The organism is Gilliamella sp. Bif1-4, from assembly GCF_001690535.1.
Lineage (GTDB): Bacteria > Pseudomonadota > Gammaproteobacteria > Enterobacterales > Orbaceae > Gilliamella > Gilliamella bombi.
Window position 1 is genome coordinate 16,657 of record NZ_LZHC01000034.1, and the last position, 17,957, is coordinate 34,613.

Genomic DNA, 17,957 nt, shown 5'->3' on the forward strand with positions numbered 1-17,957 from the left:
AAAAAAAGTAGAAAATTCTCTATGATAAAAGTAAAGGGGGATTTAATTATGAAAAAAATGACTGAACATCAAATCGTAGTTATTTAAAAAGAAGCTGAAGCTGGTATTCCTGTCAAGGAACTGTGCCGTAAATATAGCATGGGAAATTCAACTTTCTATAAATGGCGGGAAAAATACGGTGGTATGGAAACTTCGGATATCAAACGCTTAAAAGAGCTGGAGGCTAAAAATCGCAAGCTTAAGCAGATGTTTGCCGAACTGAGCTTAAAATCCCAGCTTCAGGAAGAAATCATAAAAAAGCTTTAGTGCCTACAAAGGCACGTAAAACGTGGGCACAGCAACTACAACAAAATCATTCTGTTACTATTGCTATGAGCTGCGCTATCGTTGGCTTAAGCCGTTGTGCTTACGATTATCAACCTAAGTTACAGGATGATTCGGTGATTGTTTCGGTGTTGGTTAGTACATCGTAATGAAGCGGCTAATTCTTTGGTAGGGCATGAAAATTATTGTTATGCACTTAATGTTATAGTTGATATTGATAGTAAAGAGACACTTTCACTTGTTTATGAATTAGAAGATGCTATTAATCTTGCTTTACGTGCTGATAAGCGAGGAATTGATTGCCAAAACAGTTTGAGTGAAGGTGTAAGAAATATGCTATGGTATGTAGGAAATAAACAGTCAGTACTTCAATTAATCAAATAAATAACAAACCAATATAATACGTTATCAGTTAAAATTGAATGTGAGTTCGATCCTTTCTGGTTACAGTACTTACGCTGGGTTGAATGTTATTAAGCATAAAAAAGTATCTATGATTAATGGATACTTTTTTGCACAATAACTATTGTAGCAGGGTATGTGAGACCCTATCCTAAATTTTGTGTATTTACCTGTTAAAGGGACGGTTGATACTGTTACCAAATTCTGTAATAAATGGGCTCATTGCATTTTTCCCTGTTTTGGATGGGCAGGGCTCATTTTTTAGAAGCTTGCTGAATAAATAACTTTTTTAACCGATCGGTCGGGAAAAACTTACTTTCATTAGGAAACCACAGCGTAAATGTTTTTCAGCTATATCGTTTAATACCAAAGTAATCATTGAATCATCCAATAAGTTAGGTTGATAATAGTAAGTACAACTCATGGCAATTGAGATTGATTTAGTGGCTTGTAGCTTTTTCCCATGTTTTTCGTCCCTAGATGGGAATACATCTTTTTTATGATTTCTTTCTGAAGCTGTGATTTTAAATTTAATTCGGCAAACATCTGTTTAAGTTTGCGATTTTTGGTTTCAAGTTCTTTTAAGCGTTTGATATCTGAACTTTCCACTCCACCGTATTTTTCCGCTATTTATAAAAGTTAAATTACTCATATCATATTTACGGTGGTGGTTATAGTATACTATCTATTATTTAAACATAACCACCGCTTTCTATTCGCATTACACGCCAAATTATTGCATAATACAAAGCGCATAAACTATAAAAATTGAGTTAGGAATAATTATGGAACTTCTCTGTCCAGCGGGATCTTTACCATCATTAAAAGTGGCCATTGATAATGGCGCTGATGCTATTTATATTGGTTTGAAAGACGATACCAATGCCCGCCATTTTGCTGGTTTAAATTTTAATGAAAAGCGATTGATTGAAGCTTCAGATTATGTACACAAACACAGCAAAAAATTGCATATTGCTATTAATACTTTTGCCCATCCAGAAAATTTTCAGCGTTGGCAATATGCGGTTGATACTGCGGCTAATATTGGTGCTGATGCTTTAATTATTGCCGATCTTGCTATGCTTGATTATGCGGCTGAAAAATACCCTAATCTTGAGCGTCATGTTTCTGTGCAGGCGTCGTCGACCAATGTGGAGTCGATTAAGTTTTACTATAATAATTTTCAGGTACATCGCATTGTTTTACCTCGCGTACTTTCGATGCATCAAGTTAAACAGTTATCACAAGTTTCACCCGTTCCGCTTGAAGTGTTTGCTTTTGGTAGTTTGTGTATTATGGCGGAAGGTCGATGTTATTTGTCATCTTACTTAACTGGCGAATCCCCTAATACTGTTGGCGCTTGTTCGCCTGCCAAATTTGTTCGTTGGGAAGAAACCGAGAAAGGACTCGAATCAAGACTGAATAATGTGTTAATTGATTGTCATAAGAAAGGCGAGAACGCAGGTTATCCAACGCTATGTAAAGGTCGTTATTTTGTTGGTCAGGAGCTTTATCATCCTATCGAGGAGCCAACAAGTTTAAATACCATTGAGCTATTGCCTGAACTGTTTGCTGCTAATATCGCATCGGTCAAAATAGAAGGTCGTCAGCGTAGCCCAGCTTATGTCGAGCAAGTAACAAAAGTATGGAGACAGGCTATCGATCGCTATAAGTCTAATCCACAATCGTTCCAAGCCGAACAGAGTTGGATCGATACGCTTGGTTCGGTGTCAGAAGGCACACAGACAACATTAGGCGCTTATCACCGTAAATGGCAATAAGAAATTTAGTTAGCAAAAGGTAATGTATTAACAAAGCATACTTTTGAATTTTGTAAATGTTGCTTATGCCTTGTGCTAACAGCATCAACGTAAATCATTGAAAAAGATCTAACATAAATATAGTGAGCAAAACCATGAAATACGCATTAGGACCAGTACTGTACTATTGGCCTAAAACCACAACAGAAGCGTTTTATCACGCCGCTAAAGAGAGCCAAGCCGATATTATTTATATGGGCGAAACAGTTTGTACCAAACGTCGTGAAATGAAAGTACCAAACTGGATTGAATTAGCAAAAGAGATAGCTAAATCGGGCAAGCAGGTAGTGCTTTCGACATTAGCGTTACTTGAAGCGCCGTCGGAATTAAACGATTTGCGACAATTAGTAAATAATGGCTATTTTTTAGTCGAAGCCAACGATTTAGCCGCCATTAATGTTGCGCATGAGCATAAATTACCCTTTGTTGCAGGTCCGGCTATTAACTGTTATAACGCTTTAACTTTAAAATTATTACAAAAACAAGGTATGGTTCGCTGGTGTATGCCGGTTGAGCTTTCTCGTGATTGGTTGAGTAATGTGCTTAAACAGTTTGAGAGTTTAAATATCGCACGAAATTTTGAAGTTGAAGTGTTTAGTTATGGTTATTTACCTTTAGCTTATTCAGCTCGCTGTTTTACCGCAAGATCGGAAGATAAGCCTAAAGATAAATGCGAAACTTGTTGTATTAAGTATCCTGTTGGACGTGAGGTGTTTTCACAAGAACAACAGAAAGTATTTGTGTTAAACGGCATTCAGACTCAAAGCGGTTATTGTTACAATTTGGGAAATAATCTAAAAGAGATGAAAGGATTGGTTGATATCGTTAGGATTTCACCACTTGGTATTGAAACACTTGATATTATTAAGCAGTTTAAAGCTAACGAAGATGGATTAAATCCACTACAAATTGAACATAACCGAGATTGTAATGGTTACTGGAATGGGATTGCCGGACTTGAACTTACCCAATAAGCATTTTCTGCCTGAACAGTTTCGGGCAAATTTTCCTGCACTCAATCATGATAGCGTATATCTTGATTCGGCAGCAACGGCACTTAAACCGCAAGCCTTGGTCGATGCAACACTGGTGTATTATGCTCAAAATACGGCTACAGCAAAACGCAGTTTGCACCAAGATGCTTTGCAAGTCACTGCCACAATTGATAAGGCAAGGCAAAATGTTGCCGATTTGATCAATGCTAAGAGCAGCGCTGAAATTATTTGGACTCGGGGGGCAACCGAGTCAATTAACTTAATTGCCCAGAGCTATGCTCGATCGTTGTTACAACCAGACGATGAAATTATTGTGAGTGAATTAGAGCATCATAGTAATTTGTTACCTTGGTTGATTGTGGCTAAGCAAACGGGGGCTAAAGTCGTTAAGTGGTCGTCGGATGTTAATGAGTTATCGTCGCTAATGTCAGCTAAGACCAAGATTGTTGCAGTGACTCAAATGTCAAACGTAACTGGATTTTGTCCTGATTTAGCTACAATAAGCAACATTGTTCATCAATATGATGCGGTTTTAATGGTGGATGGTGCGCAAGGTGTTGTTCATCATGCAATTAATGTTAACCAATTAGATATCGATTTTTATGCCTTTTCTACCCATAAATTGTATGGTCCAACGGGGCTTGGCGTTTTATATGGTAAAAAGGCATTACTTGAGCTAATGTCGGTTTGGCATGGTGGCGGTAAAATGCTAAAAAGTGCTTCGTTTGATGATTTTATTCAAGAAGATCTTCCTTATAAATTTGAAGCTGGTACGCCTAATATTGCAGGTATTGTTGGTTTTAATTCCGTACTTGAGTGGTTAAAAAGTTGGGATAATGAGCAAGCTGAAAACTACACAAAACAGCTAGCTTATTATGCAAAATCACAACTAAACCAATTTGCCGATATTCAATTTTATAGTGTGGATGATAGCCCGATAATCACTTTTAATATCAATAATATTCATCATAATGATATTGCTATTTTGTTAAGTGAACAAAATATTGCCATCCGTACAGGTGAGCTTTGTGCCCAGCCTTTGATGAATAAATTAGGATGCCACGGAGCGGTTCGTGTTTCATTGATGCCATATAATAATCAGCAAGATGTGGATAAATTTATTTCAGTATTGCAAAATGTAATTGAAATATTAGTGTGATTTTATACTGAAACGTATAGTTTCCTGAAACTTTTTTACAAACAGTTAACAGTAAATAGGTCAATATTATGCTATCACAGCAAAGCTTAGCCGAATTATTCGCAAAGCAACATAATTGGCAAGATCGTTATCGACAGTTAGTGATGTTAGCAAAGCAATTGCCTGATTTTCCTGAAGAGCAAAAGACAGCGCAAAATCAAGTCAATGGCTGCGAAAACCGAGTTTGGTTGACTTATCAAAAACAGACAGATGATACCTATGTTTTTAGTGGTGATAGTGAAGGTCGAATTGTAAAAGGATTATTGGCAATCTTAATTATTGTTGCTAATAATAAAACAGCGCAAGAAATTGCTATGCTCAATTTTCAATCCTTATTAAGCCAACTGAAAATTTCTGATGAGTTAAGCCAATCTCGTTTGCAAGGGCTTACTAAATTAATTGAGCGCATTAAATCAGTTGTATAAAAAAGGGGGCTAATCGCCCCCCCTGTCTTTTGTATAGTCACTATTTAATCTTCAGTATACGTATATAGTGTGATAACTTTTTTTACACCACGGACTTTACTTGCAATTTCGGCTGCTACTTTACCTTCTTCTGACGTAACAATACCAATTAAGAAAACTTCGCCGTTTTCAGTTACTACTTTAATTTTGCGAGCTTTTGTTTTGGCATCTAAAACTAACTGAGATTTAACTTGAGTCGTTATCCATGTATCATTGGTAATAGTCCCTGCACCAACAGGCTCTCCAATACGAATTTGGTTATAGACTTTTTTTACTCCTTCAACTTGATAAGCAAGACTTTCAGCTTTTTCAACTTGTTCATTATTTGCTTGTCCAGTTAACAGAATATTACCGCCATAAGCACTCGTAACGATACGAGAGCCAATAAAAAATGGTCCATTATTTTTTATTTTCATGCTCATGCGTGAACTAAGTGTTGTATCATCAACTTGAGTACCCGCAGTACGAGGATCGGTTGCAACTTTTGCCGTAGCCCCTGCACCAATTCCTATAACGGCAGCAACGCAGCCTTGTAATGTTAATGCGCAAGAAATTAACATTACTATTAAGCTAACTTTTTTCATTATAACTCCTTATGATTTATTACTCTGTAATAATCAAATTTCAATAAATTGTTTGTATTATGCCTTGTAGATATTGATTTGCAAATAATTTTATGATTTATGCTAGCTCATAGCAGTATTTATATTTTATTAAACTTAACCACACCATAAATTTCTGTTTGAATTTCAATTGTTATTTTAGTGTAAAATCTGCTATCTTTTGGTAATAAATAAAATAAATTAGATGATTGGAATACAAATATGAATCAAGATTGTGTTGATTGGCTATATGGTTTATCTGCACCAATGGTTGTAATAAACATAGAAAATGGAGCTAGTTATACTTCGCCATTTTTTTATCCAGATCGAGATTTTGTTGATATGAAAGAGAGTTGGGCTATTGATTCCCGTGAAACTTTACTTAACTGTGTGTTCGACATGGTTGATGATGGGCACGCTTCAGCATTGTCTAAATATTATTTGATGTATTCTCGACTTTCCGAATTTGATTGGTATGACCATTATCAAGAACAAGATGACTATCAAAAAGTTTTGCTTGATTTTGTCAAACAAACCTTTCCTGTGTGTGGTACTGCAGGTATCCGTAGTTGGGATTATGCTCGAATGGGATATATCTTACGAAATGGTACTACTAATAAATATATCACCGAACAAGAGGCCTTATGGATCCTTTCTCGAATAGGACTCCGTTGTCAATATTATTATAGAAACTGGCACCATTACTTTACAGGCTGGTTTGTTGGTTATCAATATTGGATATCACTCAATAGCAAAGAAGACTTAGAAACATTACGCTGTGAATTGACTCGAGCATCACGCGCTCATACCATGGCAAATTTACATGAAGATAAAGATGCCCCACATAATCGTTTATCTTGGTATATAGATATTGAAGAACTAGAAAAACCTGAGTCACTAATGGAGTATGATTGGTCATGAATGAAAATATTTGGCAACTGTTAGGCATTGAAAAAACAACCGATCAAGTGGCTATTCGTCAAGCATATCGAGCACAATTACCTTCATATCATCCTGAAACTGATCCCGATGGTTTTAAAGCATTACGCGAAGCCTATGAGTCAGCAATAAAATATGCACAATCGCCCGAAACAATGGCCGATGAACCTAAGTCTGAATCAGAACAACAAGAAGTATCAGTATCCTTAACAGAAGAACAGCTTAAAGCCAATGAAATTTGTGAGGCTTATCAAACATTGTTAGATGATCCTCGACGCTGTTTTAATGTTAACGAGTGGCAAAAATTTATTGGTTCATTTTATGACTACTCAATGGCAGTTATTGATTCTGTAAAATGGCGATTGTTAGAAATAAGTTATGAATCAAAAAATATATCAGAGTCATGTGTCAAACTATTAGCTGATAGTTTACGTTGGCGACAACAGCTAATGCTCCAATTTACCGATGATTTTGAAAAGTATGATAGTTATTTAAATCATATTGATCGCGGTGATTTATTTGATTACACATGTTTGCCAACAACCAATAAAACACTACAAAATGCAACTATCGATTATATATATAATGCCAAATGGTTATTTTGGGAACGTAGATCAGAAGATGTTTATACATTTTTAGCTCAAGATACCATTATTTATCTTCCTGATGATAAGAAATTTATGCTCGAATTTGCTCATTGGCATAGTACTGCGAGCCTAAAAAATCAATCTATTTTAGATTATGCTTTAAAATGCATTGCCGAAGGCGATGAAGATGAAAATATTATTATCGAGTGGAAATATATTGCCGCTATCCAATATAGTTTGCTCGAAGATAAACAAAATGCCTTACAAGCTTGGTTAGAGTTGTACTATTCAAGTCATTATCAACAAAAAGCAGAAGGTTGGATAGTGGGGTGGTGTTTTTATTTTGAAAAAAATTACTTTCCATTATTAGTTATGGCTCTTAATAATTCTTACTGTATTGCTATAGATAACACTGAAAATTATTTAAATGCAATACCTCAGCTAACAGCAACAACTGTTTCACGATTAGCGGAACTAGAGGCTAGCGATTATTCCCCAGAAATAGCCAATTTTATTGATTGGGCTTTAAATGTAAATTGGAATTATAGACAAGTTTTATCCATGCTTTTACTTGATGACGGCACCAATCGATTGTATCGCTTATATCGCCATGCCATCATGCTTCGCCACGGTAATGAAAGATTATTGCAAGAAATCCTTGATGAACGCAGCGATGATCCATTTGAACAATTTATTTTGCAAAATTTACAACGGCAAGCACGACAAAACCTAACATGGTTATCAGAACTACCGCCCGTACAAGAGTTTAAAGCTTGGCTATATGATAGTGATGAAAATGCGCCTATCCCAGCTAAATTTGATCCTAACTCTGAAGATAATCATTATTTGTATTGTCGTTTATGGCTAGATAGGCTTGATTATTTGCCTTATGTTGCCATGTTTCATCTTTATAATAATTTAGAGTATTCGTATATGGAAATGTATGATTGGGTAGCTTTTCTTACAATACGAATACCTTACAAACTACCTGCTCCACCAGATGCTTCTATCTGTTCAAGTAATAAAAATGCCTATTGGCAATGGTATCGTAATTGTTTATTAGCTATATCAATTGCCAGTCAGCCTTTTGCAACGGCCAAATATCTTCAAACTGAAAATAATACATTCCAACTACCGGATGATAATTTGCTATCCCCTCTTATTAATATTTTTAAACAAGGAAACTGGCAAAATGAAACAGAGTTATATAATCTGATTAACAATGACAGTAAGTTAATTAATTGCATTTTAATAAATTATCCAAATTCAATTGAATCGTATATTGATGATACACCTGATAGCATTGATTTTAACGAAATTGAGCAAAAATTTGAACAAGTATGGCAACCTAAATTAGCGAAACAAAACCCTCTCTACTTGATGATTTTATACACCATAGTATTTAATAAGCCCAATCAAAAAACAAAATTAGATCAGATGTTGAAAAATGTTACTGGTGATAATAAAGAGTTGATAGAAACAGCAAAAAATCTAAAAAAGAGTTGGGATGCACCGTTTTTTGATCGCAGTATGATATACAATTACACTAAACAAACTGATGAAATAATGATACTTACTAAACGTTTTTCTAGCTATTACGGTATATACGATGAAGATGAACTTGAAGTGTTATACAAGTTTAAAAACAACAGTGACAATGATTTAGTCTTACGGCTTTGTGCGTCATTACTTATAGCAAAAAATCATGAAAATCAACAAAAACTGGAATCACAGCCATTACCTAAAAATAAATGGTGGCAGTTTTGGCGTTGGAAAGGGCGAACTAATATAAAAGGTTTTATTATACAATTATGTTGTAGCTTCATTGTGTTAGGATTGATGACCGTATTTAACAACAATTTTGAATTGAATAGTCCTACTTTTTCTATGATTTGTTATTCTATTGCTGTAACCAATATGGTTTTTGCTTTAAAACGACGTTTTAATGATATTGATAAAGGAGAACCGCTCATCGGTTTTGTGACCCAAATGTTGGCTTCTCTCTTATTTTTTATGCCATTTTGGGGTTCTGGCATCAAACACACTAACCGTTTTGGACCACCGGTAGAAGAAACAACCAAAGAAAAGGAAAAGTAAACAAAATAAAGTCCTCTTTTTTAGAGATAAAAAAGAGGACTTTTTATATTTTTTAAAATTTTATTGGTTATCGATTTAGATCTTGTAGATTAGATTCAATTTCACAACGAATTTCGTTAATTTCTTCAGGGTTTTGTCTATTTAATACTTCCATAAAAGCTTCGATATATGATCCAATTAATAGTCGTTCATCACCCAATGATTGGGCCCATGCACATTCTAGCCTTGCCAATAAGGTACGATTCGGCATTTCGTCACGAGGGTGAATTTTAAGTTCTTTCAAGCGATCATGACTGTCTTGTTTTTGTTTGTCTGTTAATCCAATTGGACTATGATCAATCACTTTGCCATGTTGTTTGCCGGTTTCAAGCAAAACTACATCAACTTCTAATAGGCCATTTAGATCATAACTAAAGCGGACATCAATTCCTTGTGTTCTTTCCATTGGCGTTAGAGGTACTTCAAACTCATCAATTAAAACATTATTTTCAACGCGTGGATTTTCACCTTGATAAACCGAAATACATATCACTTTTTGTTGAGGGTGCGTTGTGTAAAATGTTTTTACTTTTGATGTTGGCACAATGGTATTACGTTCAATAATGGGTGAAAATAGCCCACTGACATTATTTGAACAACTTTCAATCCCTAGCGTATAAGGGCACACATCAGTAAGAATGACTTCTTCAACATCAGCATTTCGCAATCGACAAGCCGCTTGAACTGCGGCACCTTGTGCCACGATCGTTGTCGGATTTATGTGGCGATAGGGTAATTTACCAAACAATTTAGTAACCAGTTCTCGTACCACACCTAATTGCGATGAACCTCCGACTAATACGATATGTTCAAGTTGATTAGGTTTTAATCGCGCATCACTTAATGCCTGTTCAATTGGTGCTCTTAGTCGATTAAGTAGTGGTAACCATAGTGTTTTAGCTCGGCTTTCGTTTAAGGAAAATTGCCACTGCTTATCTTGCCAAAACCAAGTTAAAGTTTGTGATTGTTCACCATTTAACTTACATTTTAGTTGTTCGGCTAAATCTAACAAGCGAGCATAATCATCGGTCGAAATATCTTGCTTTTTAAGGTTCCATTCACTTAAGCAAACTTTAACAAGCTCTTGGGTAAAATCTTCACCACCTAAATAGTTATCACCTGCAGAAGCATGTACTTCAATAATGGGCATTGAATATTCAAGCACTGTTACATCAAACGTACCACCACCTAAATCAAATACTAAAGTGTTACCCGATTGATCTTCATGTAATCCGTATGCCATAGCGGCTGCTGTTGGTTCATTGATTAAGCGTACAGCATTTAATCCAGCTAACTCGGCAGCAAAGCGAGTTTGCTTGCGTTGTTCATCATTAAAATAAGCAGGAACAGAAATGACAACATCACGAACTTCTTGGTTTAAAAAAGCCTCTGCATCTGCTTTCAATGATTTTAAAATTATGGCTGAAAGCTCAGTTGGCGTAAATTTTTTGTCACCTAATTCGAAAACTTTATTTGAACCTAAAAAGCGTTTAAATGCTGCTGCACTGCGATTTGGATGAGTGGTTAAACGAGACAATGCCGCATGTCCGACTAAAATAGAATCGTCTTCATCAACACTAACTGCAGATGGTGTAACAACTTCACCAATTGAATTAGGAATGAGGACCGGTTTACCATCTTGCCAAACACAAATTAAACTGTTTGTAGTGCCTAAATCAATACCGATTGGATAATGCATAAACTCTCTAAATAATATAATAATTCCCTATTGTTTAGATTATATACTAGCGATCACCAGAATTGCAAAAATGATACTAAAGATTAGTAAAATAAGTTTATCTATGATCTTTAAATATAATTATTTTATTCGTTAATTTTTGTAATTTGGCTAACAAGTTTACCTTTTTTCAGCTTTGTTACGATAATGTCACCCACCGTGACTTGCTCAGAGCGACGAACTACTGTGTTGTCTTCGTCGGTGGTAACTGAATAACCTCGTTCGAGAGTAGCTAGCGGACTAACGTTGTTAAGTTGAGAGGTTTGTAAAACAAATTGATGTTGTGATTTTGTTAATTTTTGTTTAATTAAATTAATTAATTGCTGTTGTTTTTGCCAAGTCAGTTGCCCTAAATAGGTAATATTATTTTGTGGAGATACTCGTAATAGTCGTTTATCAAGTGAATTATGGCGATTTGATAGTCTGAGCAAATATTGCTGAATATTTTCAGATAATGAATGGTGATAAGCTAAGAGTTGATTTAATTGTTTTTCTAGCTTTGTTTGTGGATGTTGAGTTTGTAATTGATGTCGCCATTTATTGAGTTTTTCTCGGCACTGTATTAAATAATAATCCATTGCCATGGTTAAATGCTGCTGTTGAACTTGCAAACGCTTTACTTGTTGTAAACTATCTCGACTAACAAGCTCGGCTGCCGCAGATGGGGTTGCCGCTCTAACATCAGCCACAAAATCGGCAATCGTAAAATCAATCTCATGCCCAACGGCACTCACAATTGGTATTTGACTAGCAAAAATAGCTCTGGCTACCACTTCTTCATTAAATGACCATAAGTCTTCAAGCGAGCCACCACCTCGTCCAACGATTAATACATCACATTCTTGACGAATGTTGGCAATGTGAATCATGTTAGCGATTTGTCTTGCCGCTTCACCGCCTTGTACTTGCGTTGGGTAAATAATTAAATGCAAACTTGGATCTCGGCGTTTTAATATCTGACAAATATCATGCAATGCCGCACCCGTTGATGAAGTGATAATTCCAACTGTGCGAATGTTTTCTGGTAATGGTTGTTTATTGGTAGAATCAAATAAACCTTCCTCAGACAGCTTTTGTTTTAGTTGCTCAAACTTTTGCTGTAACAATCCTGTACCTGCTGCTTGGATTTTATCAATAACCAGTTGGTATTCGCCACGCGCCTCATATAGTGTTACTGTGGCCCGAACTAAAACTTGTTGCCCATTTTGTGGGGTAAAACCCGCACGAAAATTGCTATTGCGAAACATAGCACAGCGTACTTGTGCACTATCGTCTTTTAACGAAAAATACCAATGACCTGATGATGGACGTGAAAAGTTTGATATTTCACCTATTAACCAGATCTGGCCAATCACATCACAAAGCAATTCTTTAACCATTTGATTAAGATCTTTCACTGATAAAATCGAATTGCTTTGCATGCTATTATCCTTATTACAACTATATTATAACTATAAAGGTTTATACTAAATCAAATTGAGCCCAAATTGGTGCATGATCAGATGGTTTTATCATTGCACGAATATCATAATCAATACCCGTTTGTTTACAATAAGTCATCATTTTTTGACTAGCTAATATTAAATCAATTCTTAACCCATTATGGGTTTCAAAACCTTTAGTACGATAATCAAACCAAGAATACTCAAGTTCAGTTGGGTGAGCATTGCGGTAAGTATCAATAAAACCGAGAGACATTAAGTTGTTTATCCATTTTCGTTCTTCAGGTAAAAATGAACATTTTCCCGTACGAAGCCATCGTTTACGGCTATCATCTGGAATGCCAATGTCTAAATCGGTTGGGCAAATATTCATATCGCCCATAACTAAAGTTAGTTGATTATTTAATTGATGATCTTGTAAATACTGTATTAAATCCTTATAAAATTTACGTTTAGCAGGGTATTTGATTTCATGATGTAAACTTTCACCTTGAGGGAAATAACCATTAATTATTGTTAAATTACCTTGGCTAGTAGGTAACTCAATCATGATCAAACGACATTGAGCATCATCACTATCGTTTGGAAAGCCACATTGCACAGACAAAGGTTGTTGCTTGGTTAACAACGCTACTCCATAATGCCCTTTTTGTCCGTGATAATGTAAGTGATAACCAAACTGTGCTAATTCGTCAATGGGAAACTGATCGTTATGAACTTTAGTTTCTTGTAAACCAATAATATCTGGTTGGTGTGTCTCAATAATTGCTGATAATTGATGAATTCGAGCACGAAGGCTATTAATATTAAACGATATAACTTTCATAATAAATTTATTATATTTAATTCCATGTTATAAACTAAATACGCATCGTAACAAAAATACGTTATACTGTTAAGCTATTACAATAAAAACCACCATTTGTGATAAAGGGAATCGCTAAATATGTCTACGGAATTACTTACCTTGCGCGATAAAATCGATGAAGTTGATAAATCCATTTTATCTTTAATTACAAAGCGATTAGCATTAGTTACCGAAGTCGGCGAAGTAAAAAGCAAACATGGCATTCCGATTTATGATCCCAAACGTGAAGCGGATATGTTAGCTAAAAGGCGACATGAGGCTGAAAAACTCGGTATATCCCCCAATTTAATAGAAGATATTTTACGCCGTTTAATGCGTGAGTCTTATATTAGCGAAAATGATAAAGGTTTTAAAAAAGTCTATAGTGGTCAAGGTTCAATAGTAATTGTTGGTGGTAATGGGCAAATGGGGCGATTGTTTGCTCGTTTATTTGCTTTATCTGGCTATCAGGTTAAAACATTAGGCTCCAAAACTATGCATCAAACAGCCGAAGTGGTTGCTGATGCAGCGGCCGTTATCGTGACAGTACCTATTAACAAAACTTGTGAAATCATTAAACAGCTACCGCCATTACCCAAAGATTGTATTTTAACGGATTTTACATCCATAAAGGCTAAGCCTCTCCAAGCAATGCTTGATAAACATCAAGGACCTGTGGTCGGTTTACACCCAATGTTTGGTCCAGATGTACCAAATTTAGCCAAACAAATTATTGTTTATTGTGATGGGCGATATCCAGATAAATACCAATGGCTAATTGAACAAATGCGTATTTGGGGCGCCAATTTATGTGCAATTAATGCCAAAGAGCATGACAAATGCATGTCATTCATCCAAGCATTACGCCATTTCACTTCGTTCTCATATGGTGTCAATTTGCAGCGAGAACAGGCCGATTTAGAGCAATTGATCGCGCTTTCTTCGCCAATTTATCGCCTTGAATTGATGATGGTTGGGCGCTTATTTGCTCAAGATCCTGAGCTTTATGCCGATATCATCATGGCATCAGATGATAATATTGAATTAATCAAACGCTACTATGAACGCTTTGGGCAAATGGTCGAACTTATAGAACAACGTGACAAAACTAAATTTATTAAAAGTTTTAACGAAGTTACTCAATGGTTTGGTAGTTATGCCGAACGTTTTATTAAAGAAAGCCAAGGATTATTAAAATTTGCCAATGATAATCGAGAATAGCTTTATATTAAAAGATATACTTTCCTGAAAGTTTTTTACAAATTAAAATATACTTTTTATCAAAAGATAGTTGTTAGAAATAATAAATGTTAGTGTGAGGGAATATCATGTCTAATCGAAAATATTTTGGTACAGATGGGATTCGCGGTAAAGTTGGCCAGTATCCTATTACACCAGATTTTGCGCTTAAATTAGGCTGGGCTGCTGGGCGAGTGCTAGCCAAAGATGGCGTTAAAAAAGTATTAATCGGTAAAGATACCCGCATTTCAGGCTATATGCTTGAATCAGCACTAGAAGCGGGATTTGCTTCTGCTGGTGTTGCCGCTGCGTTTACAGGACCAATGCCAACCCCAGCTATTGCCTATTTAACCCGCACTTTTCGTGCCGATGCCGGCGTTGTTATTTCTGCTTCGCACAATCCTTTTTATGATAATGGTATTAAATTCTTTTCAACTGAAGGGAAAAAGCTTGATGATACAATCGAATTAGAAATTGAAGCCGAACTTGAAAAAGAGATCGATTGCGTTGAATCCAAACAACTGGGGCGAGCAAGCCGTATTACCGATGCTGCAGGCCGTTATATCGAATTTTGTAAAAGTACATTTGACCATGATTTAAGTTTGGCTAGACTTAAAATTGTTGTCGATTGCGCTAATGGTGCCACCTATCACATAGCACCAAAAGTATTACGAGAACTTGGCGCTCAAGTAATAAAAATGGGGTGTGAACCAGATGGTGTTAACATCAATGAAAACTGTGGCGCAACTGATATAAAATCGCTTGCTAAACGAGTTATTGACGAAAAAGCCAATCTAGGCTTTGCATTAGATGGTGATGGCGATCGCATCATCATGGTTGATCATGAAGGTCGCAAAGTTGATGGTGATTTAATTATCTATATCATTGCACGCGAAGCATTAAGACAAGGTCAACTAAAAGGTGGCGTTGTCGGTACATTAATGAGCAATATGGGGCTTGAGATAGCACTTAAAAAGCTTGGTATTCCTTTTGTCCGTGCCAAAGTTGGAGATCGTTATGTGCTTGAAAAACTGGTCGAAAAAGATTGGCGCTTAGGCGCTGAAAATTCGGGGCACGTTTTATTATTAGATAAAACGACAACAGGAGATGGTATCGTTGCTGGCCTACAAGTACTAGCCGCAATGGTACGCAATGACATGTCATTAGCTGATTTATGTAGCGGTATGACAATGTTACCACAAGTGTTGATTAATGTTAGATTTTCGGGTGAGCATGATCCACTAAATAGCACTACAGTAAAATCGGCGATTGAGCAAGCAGAAAAACAACTTGGTCATCACGGTCGAGTGTTGATTCGTAAATCAGGAACCGAACCATTAATTCGTGTCATGGTGGAAGGAAAAAACGAAACAGAAGTGCAAAATTTGGCCGAAGCTATTGCTGTAGCAGTTAAAACCTAAAATTAGCGTCATTTATACCCATTAATTAAGCCATTAATTGAGCTGTATTGAGGTTAAAATAGTGAGAGAAGTTGCGTGCATTTACGCAAAATTAGTAAAAAGTGTCTAAAATTTTAATTTTGTTAATCAAAGGTTGACTTGTTATAGGCAATTAGGTTTAAAATAGTAACTTCAGATTATTACAGCAATTGCTTATATCTTTCAAATGAAAACATGAGCAATATTTTTTATTTTTTAAAAATAGGTTAAGAGGGTTATATGTCAGTTTCCTCTCCAGCTTCACCACAAGCTTATATCAAGCACCATCTTGAGAACTTACAAGTAGGTTCTGGTTTTTGGACCTTAAATCTTGACTCGTTGTTCTTTTCGATTCTGCTTGGTGTTATCTTTCTATGGGTATTTCATCGTGTTGCCCAAAAAGCCACCAGTGGCGTCCCAAGTAAACTGCAATGTGCGGTAGAAATGATTTTCGAATTTGTCAATAATACTGTTAAGGACATGTTTACTGGTCAAAATAAACTCATTGCGCCGTTAGCATTAACGGTGTTTATTTGGGTTTTCTTAATGAATTTAATGGATCTTATCCCTGTTGATTTTCTACCTTATGCAGGGCAGTATCTAGGTGTATCACATTTAAGAGTAGTACCAACCGCAGATGTTAGCATTACTATGTCAATGTCTTTAGGTGTGTTTGCACTTATCATCATTTATTCAATCAAGTACAAAGGAATTTCAGGATTTGTTAAAGAATATACCTTGCATCCATTTAATCACTGGGCGTTTGCACCTATTAATTTAGTACTTGAATTAGTTAGCCTATTAGCGAAACCGGTTTCTTTAGGGCTTCGACTTTTCGGAAATATGTATGCAGGTGAACTTATCTTCATCCTAATTGCTGCATTATTACCTTGGTGGTCACAGTGGGTATTATCGTTACCATGGGCCATTTTCCATATTTTAATAATTACGTTACAAGCTTTTATTTTTATGGTGTTGACGATCGTCTACTTAGCTATGGCGTCGGCAACGGAAGATCATTAATTTTAATATTTTTTTGTTAATAAACTGGAGTATATAATGGAAATGTTATTTGTAGCCGCAGGCATTATGATGGGATTAGCTGCAATTGGTGGTGCAGTTGGTATTGGTTTATTAGGCGGTAAATTTTTAGAAGGTGCTGCTCGTCAACCAGAATTAATGCCTATGTTACGTACTCAATTCTTTATCGTTATGGGTTTAGTTGATGCAATCCCAATGATCTGTGTAGGTATTGCACTTTATGTTATTTTTGCTGTTGCAGGTTAATAAAAATTTAAGAGGAATCGTGTCATGAATATGAACGCAACTCTCCTCGGCCAAGCAATTACATTTGTATTGTTTGTTTGGTTCTGTATGAAGTTTGTTTGGCCTCCTGTTATTGGCGCAATTGAAAAACGCCAAAAAGAGATCGCCGAAGGACTTGCTTCAGCAGAAACAGCAAAAAAAGATTTGGAATTAGCCAAAGCAAATACATCTGACATAATGCAACAGGCTAAGGTTGAGGCTAATGCAATTATTGAGCAAGCAAATAAACGCAAAGCAGTCATTCTTGAAGAAGCAAAGCAAGAAGCTTCTCGCGAAAAAGAACGAATTGTTGCTCAAGGACTTGCCGAAGTAGAGGCTGAACGCAAACGAGCAAGAGAAGAGCTCAAACAGCAAGTCGCTACACTCGCTATTGCTGGTGCAGAAAAAATTATTGAACGTTCTGTTAATGAAGCCGCAAATAGCGACATCATTGATAAACTCGTAGCTGAACTATAAGGA

The 17,957-nt window shown here is 36.0% G+C and carries 18 protein-coding genes and 1 pseudogene; 14 read left to right on the forward strand and 5 right to left on the reverse strand.

Annotated features, from left to right (window positions below; genetic code table 11):
- Positions 1 to 99 precede the first annotated feature (99 nt).
- The 3 genes and pseudogenes from A9G25_RS06115 to A9G25_RS06120 all read left to right on the forward strand — a co-directional run.
- Positions 100 to 306: pseudogene (locus A9G25_RS06115) on the forward strand (transposase); the annotation flags it as partial.
- On the forward strand, positions 306 to 473 hold the full coding sequence (locus A9G25_RS12805; RefSeq protein WP_176701082.1) for a hypothetical protein: 168 nt from the start codon (positions 306 to 308) through the stop codon (positions 471 to 473). The pseudogene A9G25_RS06115 and the gene A9G25_RS12805, both read left to right, overlap by 1 nt.
- Positions 445 to 708 (forward strand): hypothetical protein, encoded by a 264-nt coding sequence (locus A9G25_RS06120; protein ID WP_141675021.1) that lies wholly within the window; start codon positions 445 to 447, stop codon positions 706 to 708. Before A9G25_RS12805 ends, A9G25_RS06120 begins: the two co-directional genes overlap by 29 nt.
- 438 nt (positions 709 to 1,146) lie before the next feature.
- Here the strand turns inward: A9G25_RS06120 and A9G25_RS13365 are convergent, their stop codons facing one another.
- Positions 1,147 to 1,335 (reverse strand): hypothetical protein, encoded by a 189-nt coding sequence (locus A9G25_RS13365; protein ID WP_081297170.1) that lies wholly within the window; start codon positions 1,333 to 1,335, stop codon positions 1,147 to 1,149.
- A gap of 176 nt (positions 1,336 to 1,511) precedes the next feature.
- Here A9G25_RS13365 and ubiU point away from each other — a divergent pair, with 176 nt between their 5' ends.
- From ubiU to csdE, 4 genes are all read left to right on the forward strand, one after another.
- A complete protein-coding gene (gene ubiU / locus A9G25_RS06130; protein WP_065626204.1) occupies positions 1,512 to 2,507 on the forward strand; it encodes a ubiquinone anaerobic biosynthesis protein UbiU in 996 nt (331 codons plus the stop codon).
- 134 nt (positions 2,508 to 2,641) lie between these two features.
- Complete coding sequence (locus A9G25_RS06135) at positions 2,642 to 3,520, forward strand: U32 family peptidase (protein ID WP_065626205.1); 879 nt, start codon at positions 2,642 to 2,644, stop codon at positions 3,518 to 3,520.
- Entirely contained in the window at positions 3,477 to 4,700 is a 1,224-nt protein-coding gene (gene csdA / locus A9G25_RS06140; RefSeq protein WP_255307089.1) for a cysteine desulfurase CsdA, read from the forward strand. The genes A9G25_RS06135 and csdA overlap by 44 nt, the downstream gene beginning before the upstream one ends.
- Positions 4,701 to 4,768: 68 nt before the next feature.
- Positions 4,769 to 5,164 carry a cysteine desulfurase sulfur acceptor subunit CsdE gene (gene csdE / locus A9G25_RS06145; protein WP_065606068.1) on the forward strand — a complete coding sequence of 132 codons (396 nt, stop codon included), beginning with the start codon at positions 4,769 to 4,771 and terminating at the stop codon, positions 5,162 to 5,164.
- A gap of 44 nt (positions 5,165 to 5,208) precedes the next feature.
- Here the strand turns inward: csdE and dolP are convergent, their stop codons facing one another.
- The gene (dolP, locus tag A9G25_RS06150) at positions 5,209 to 5,787 is read right to left on the reverse strand and encodes a division/outer membrane stress-associated lipid-binding lipoprotein (protein WP_034911243.1); all 579 of its coding nucleotides are present in this window, start codon (positions 5,785 to 5,787) and stop codon (positions 5,209 to 5,211) included.
- 240 nt (positions 5,788 to 6,027) lie between these two features.
- Here dolP and A9G25_RS06155 point away from each other — a divergent pair, with 240 nt between their 5' ends.
- Both A9G25_RS06155 and A9G25_RS06160 read left to right on the forward strand, forming a co-directional pair.
- On the forward strand, positions 6,028 to 6,726 hold the full coding sequence (locus A9G25_RS06155; protein WP_065626207.1) for a DUF1266 domain-containing protein: 699 nt from the start codon (positions 6,028 to 6,030) through the stop codon (positions 6,724 to 6,726).
- Positions 6,723 to 9,428, forward strand: coding sequence for a J domain-containing protein (locus A9G25_RS06160; RefSeq protein WP_065626208.1), 2,706 nt, complete (start codon positions 6,723 to 6,725; stop codon positions 9,426 to 9,428). The genes A9G25_RS06155 and A9G25_RS06160 overlap by 4 nt, the downstream gene beginning before the upstream one ends.
- 67 nt (positions 9,429 to 9,495) lie before the next feature.
- Here the strand turns inward: A9G25_RS06160 and A9G25_RS06165 are convergent, their stop codons facing one another.
- The 3 genes from A9G25_RS06165 to xthA all read right to left on the reverse strand — a co-directional run bounded on the left by A9G25_RS06165 (position 9,496) and on the right by xthA (position 13,473).
- Positions 9,496 to 11,166, reverse strand: coding sequence for a molecular chaperone HscC (locus A9G25_RS06165; RefSeq protein WP_065626209.1), 1,671 nt, complete (start codon positions 11,164 to 11,166; stop codon positions 9,496 to 9,498).
- Between the two features lie 125 nt (positions 11,167 to 11,291).
- Entirely contained in the window at positions 11,292 to 12,626 is a 1,335-nt protein-coding gene (gene xseA, locus A9G25_RS06170; protein ID WP_065626210.1) for an exodeoxyribonuclease VII large subunit, read from the reverse strand.
- A gap of 40 nt (positions 12,627 to 12,666) precedes the next feature.
- Entirely contained in the window at positions 12,667 to 13,473 is an 807-nt protein-coding gene (xthA, locus tag A9G25_RS06175; protein WP_065626211.1) for an exodeoxyribonuclease III, read from the reverse strand.
- Positions 13,474 to 13,593: 120 nt separating this feature from the next.
- On the opposite strand from xthA, the gene tyrA reads away from it, so the two are divergent.
- The 5 genes from tyrA to atpF all read left to right on the forward strand — a co-directional run bounded on the left by tyrA (position 13,594) and on the right by atpF (position 17,954).
- Positions 13,594 to 14,715 (forward strand): bifunctional chorismate mutase/prephenate dehydrogenase, encoded by a 1,122-nt coding sequence (gene tyrA, locus A9G25_RS06180; RefSeq protein ID WP_065626212.1) that lies wholly within the window; start codon positions 13,594 to 13,596, stop codon positions 14,713 to 14,715.
- A 107-nt stretch (positions 14,716 to 14,822) separates the two neighbouring features.
- The gene (gene glmM, locus A9G25_RS06185) at positions 14,823 to 16,154 is read left to right on the forward strand and encodes a phosphoglucosamine mutase (RefSeq protein WP_065626213.1); all 1,332 of its coding nucleotides are present in this window, start codon (positions 14,823 to 14,825) and stop codon (positions 16,152 to 16,154) included.
- A gap of 258 nt (positions 16,155 to 16,412) precedes the next feature.
- Complete coding sequence (gene atpB / locus A9G25_RS06190; protein ID WP_065626214.1) at positions 16,413 to 17,195, forward strand: F0F1 ATP synthase subunit A; 783 nt, start codon at positions 16,413 to 16,415, stop codon at positions 17,193 to 17,195.
- A gap of 36 nt (positions 17,196 to 17,231) precedes the next feature.
- A complete protein-coding gene (gene atpE, locus A9G25_RS06195) occupies positions 17,232 to 17,459 on the forward strand; it encodes a F0F1 ATP synthase subunit C (RefSeq protein WP_411588181.1) in 228 nt (75 codons plus the stop codon).
- 24 nt (positions 17,460 to 17,483) lie between these two features.
- Entirely contained in the window at positions 17,484 to 17,954 is a 471-nt protein-coding gene (gene atpF / locus A9G25_RS06200) for a F0F1 ATP synthase subunit B (protein WP_065626215.1), read from the forward strand.
- The last annotated feature ends 3 nt before the right edge of the window (positions 17,955 to 17,957 follow it).

Excerpts from the sequence above, each read along its gene's own strand:
- glmM (WP_065626213.1), top strand. The coding sequence starts at position 14,823 with ATGTCTAATCGAAAATATTTTGGTACAGATGGGATTCGCGGTAAAGTT.
- atpE (WP_411588181.1), top strand. The coding sequence starts at position 17,232 with ATGGAAATGTTATTTGTAGCCGCAGGCATTATGATGGGATTAGCTGCA.
- xseA (WP_065626210.1), bottom strand. The coding sequence starts at position 12,626 with ATGCAAAGCAATTCGATTTTATCAGTGAAAGATCTTAATCAAATGGTT.
- A9G25_RS06165 (WP_065626209.1), bottom strand. The coding sequence starts at position 11,166 with ATGCATTATCCAATCGGTATTGATTTAGGCACTACAAACAGTTTAATT.
- atpF (WP_065626215.1), top strand. The coding sequence starts at position 17,484 with ATGAATATGAACGCAACTCTCCTCGGCCAAGCAATTACATTTGTATTG.
- xthA (WP_065626211.1), bottom strand. The coding sequence starts at position 13,473 with ATGAAAGTTATATCGTTTAATATTAATAGCCTTCGTGCTCGAATTCAT.
- ubiU (WP_065626204.1), top strand. The coding sequence starts at position 1,512 with ATGGAACTTCTCTGTCCAGCGGGATCTTTACCATCATTAAAAGTGGCC.
- A9G25_RS06135 (WP_065626205.1), top strand. The coding sequence starts at position 2,642 with ATGAAATACGCATTAGGACCAGTACTGTACTATTGGCCTAAAACCACA.
- atpB (WP_065626214.1), top strand. The coding sequence starts at position 16,413 with ATGTCAGTTTCCTCTCCAGCTTCACCACAAGCTTATATCAAGCACCAT.
- tyrA (WP_065626212.1), top strand. The coding sequence starts at position 13,594 with ATGTCTACGGAATTACTTACCTTGCGCGATAAAATCGATGAAGTTGAT.
- csdA (WP_255307089.1), top strand. The coding sequence starts at position 3,477 with ATGGTTACTGGAATGGGATTGCCGGACTTGAACTTACCCAATAAGCAT.
- dolP (WP_034911243.1), bottom strand. The coding sequence starts at position 5,787 with ATGAAAAAAGTTAGCTTAATAGTAATGTTAATTTCTTGCGCATTAACA.
- A9G25_RS06160 (WP_065626208.1), top strand. The coding sequence starts at position 6,723 with ATGAATGAAAATATTTGGCAACTGTTAGGCATTGAAAAAACAACCGAT.
- A9G25_RS06155 (WP_065626207.1), top strand. The coding sequence starts at position 6,028 with ATGAATCAAGATTGTGTTGATTGGCTATATGGTTTATCTGCACCAATG.
- csdE (WP_065606068.1), top strand. The coding sequence starts at position 4,769 with ATGCTATCACAGCAAAGCTTAGCCGAATTATTCGCAAAGCAACATAAT.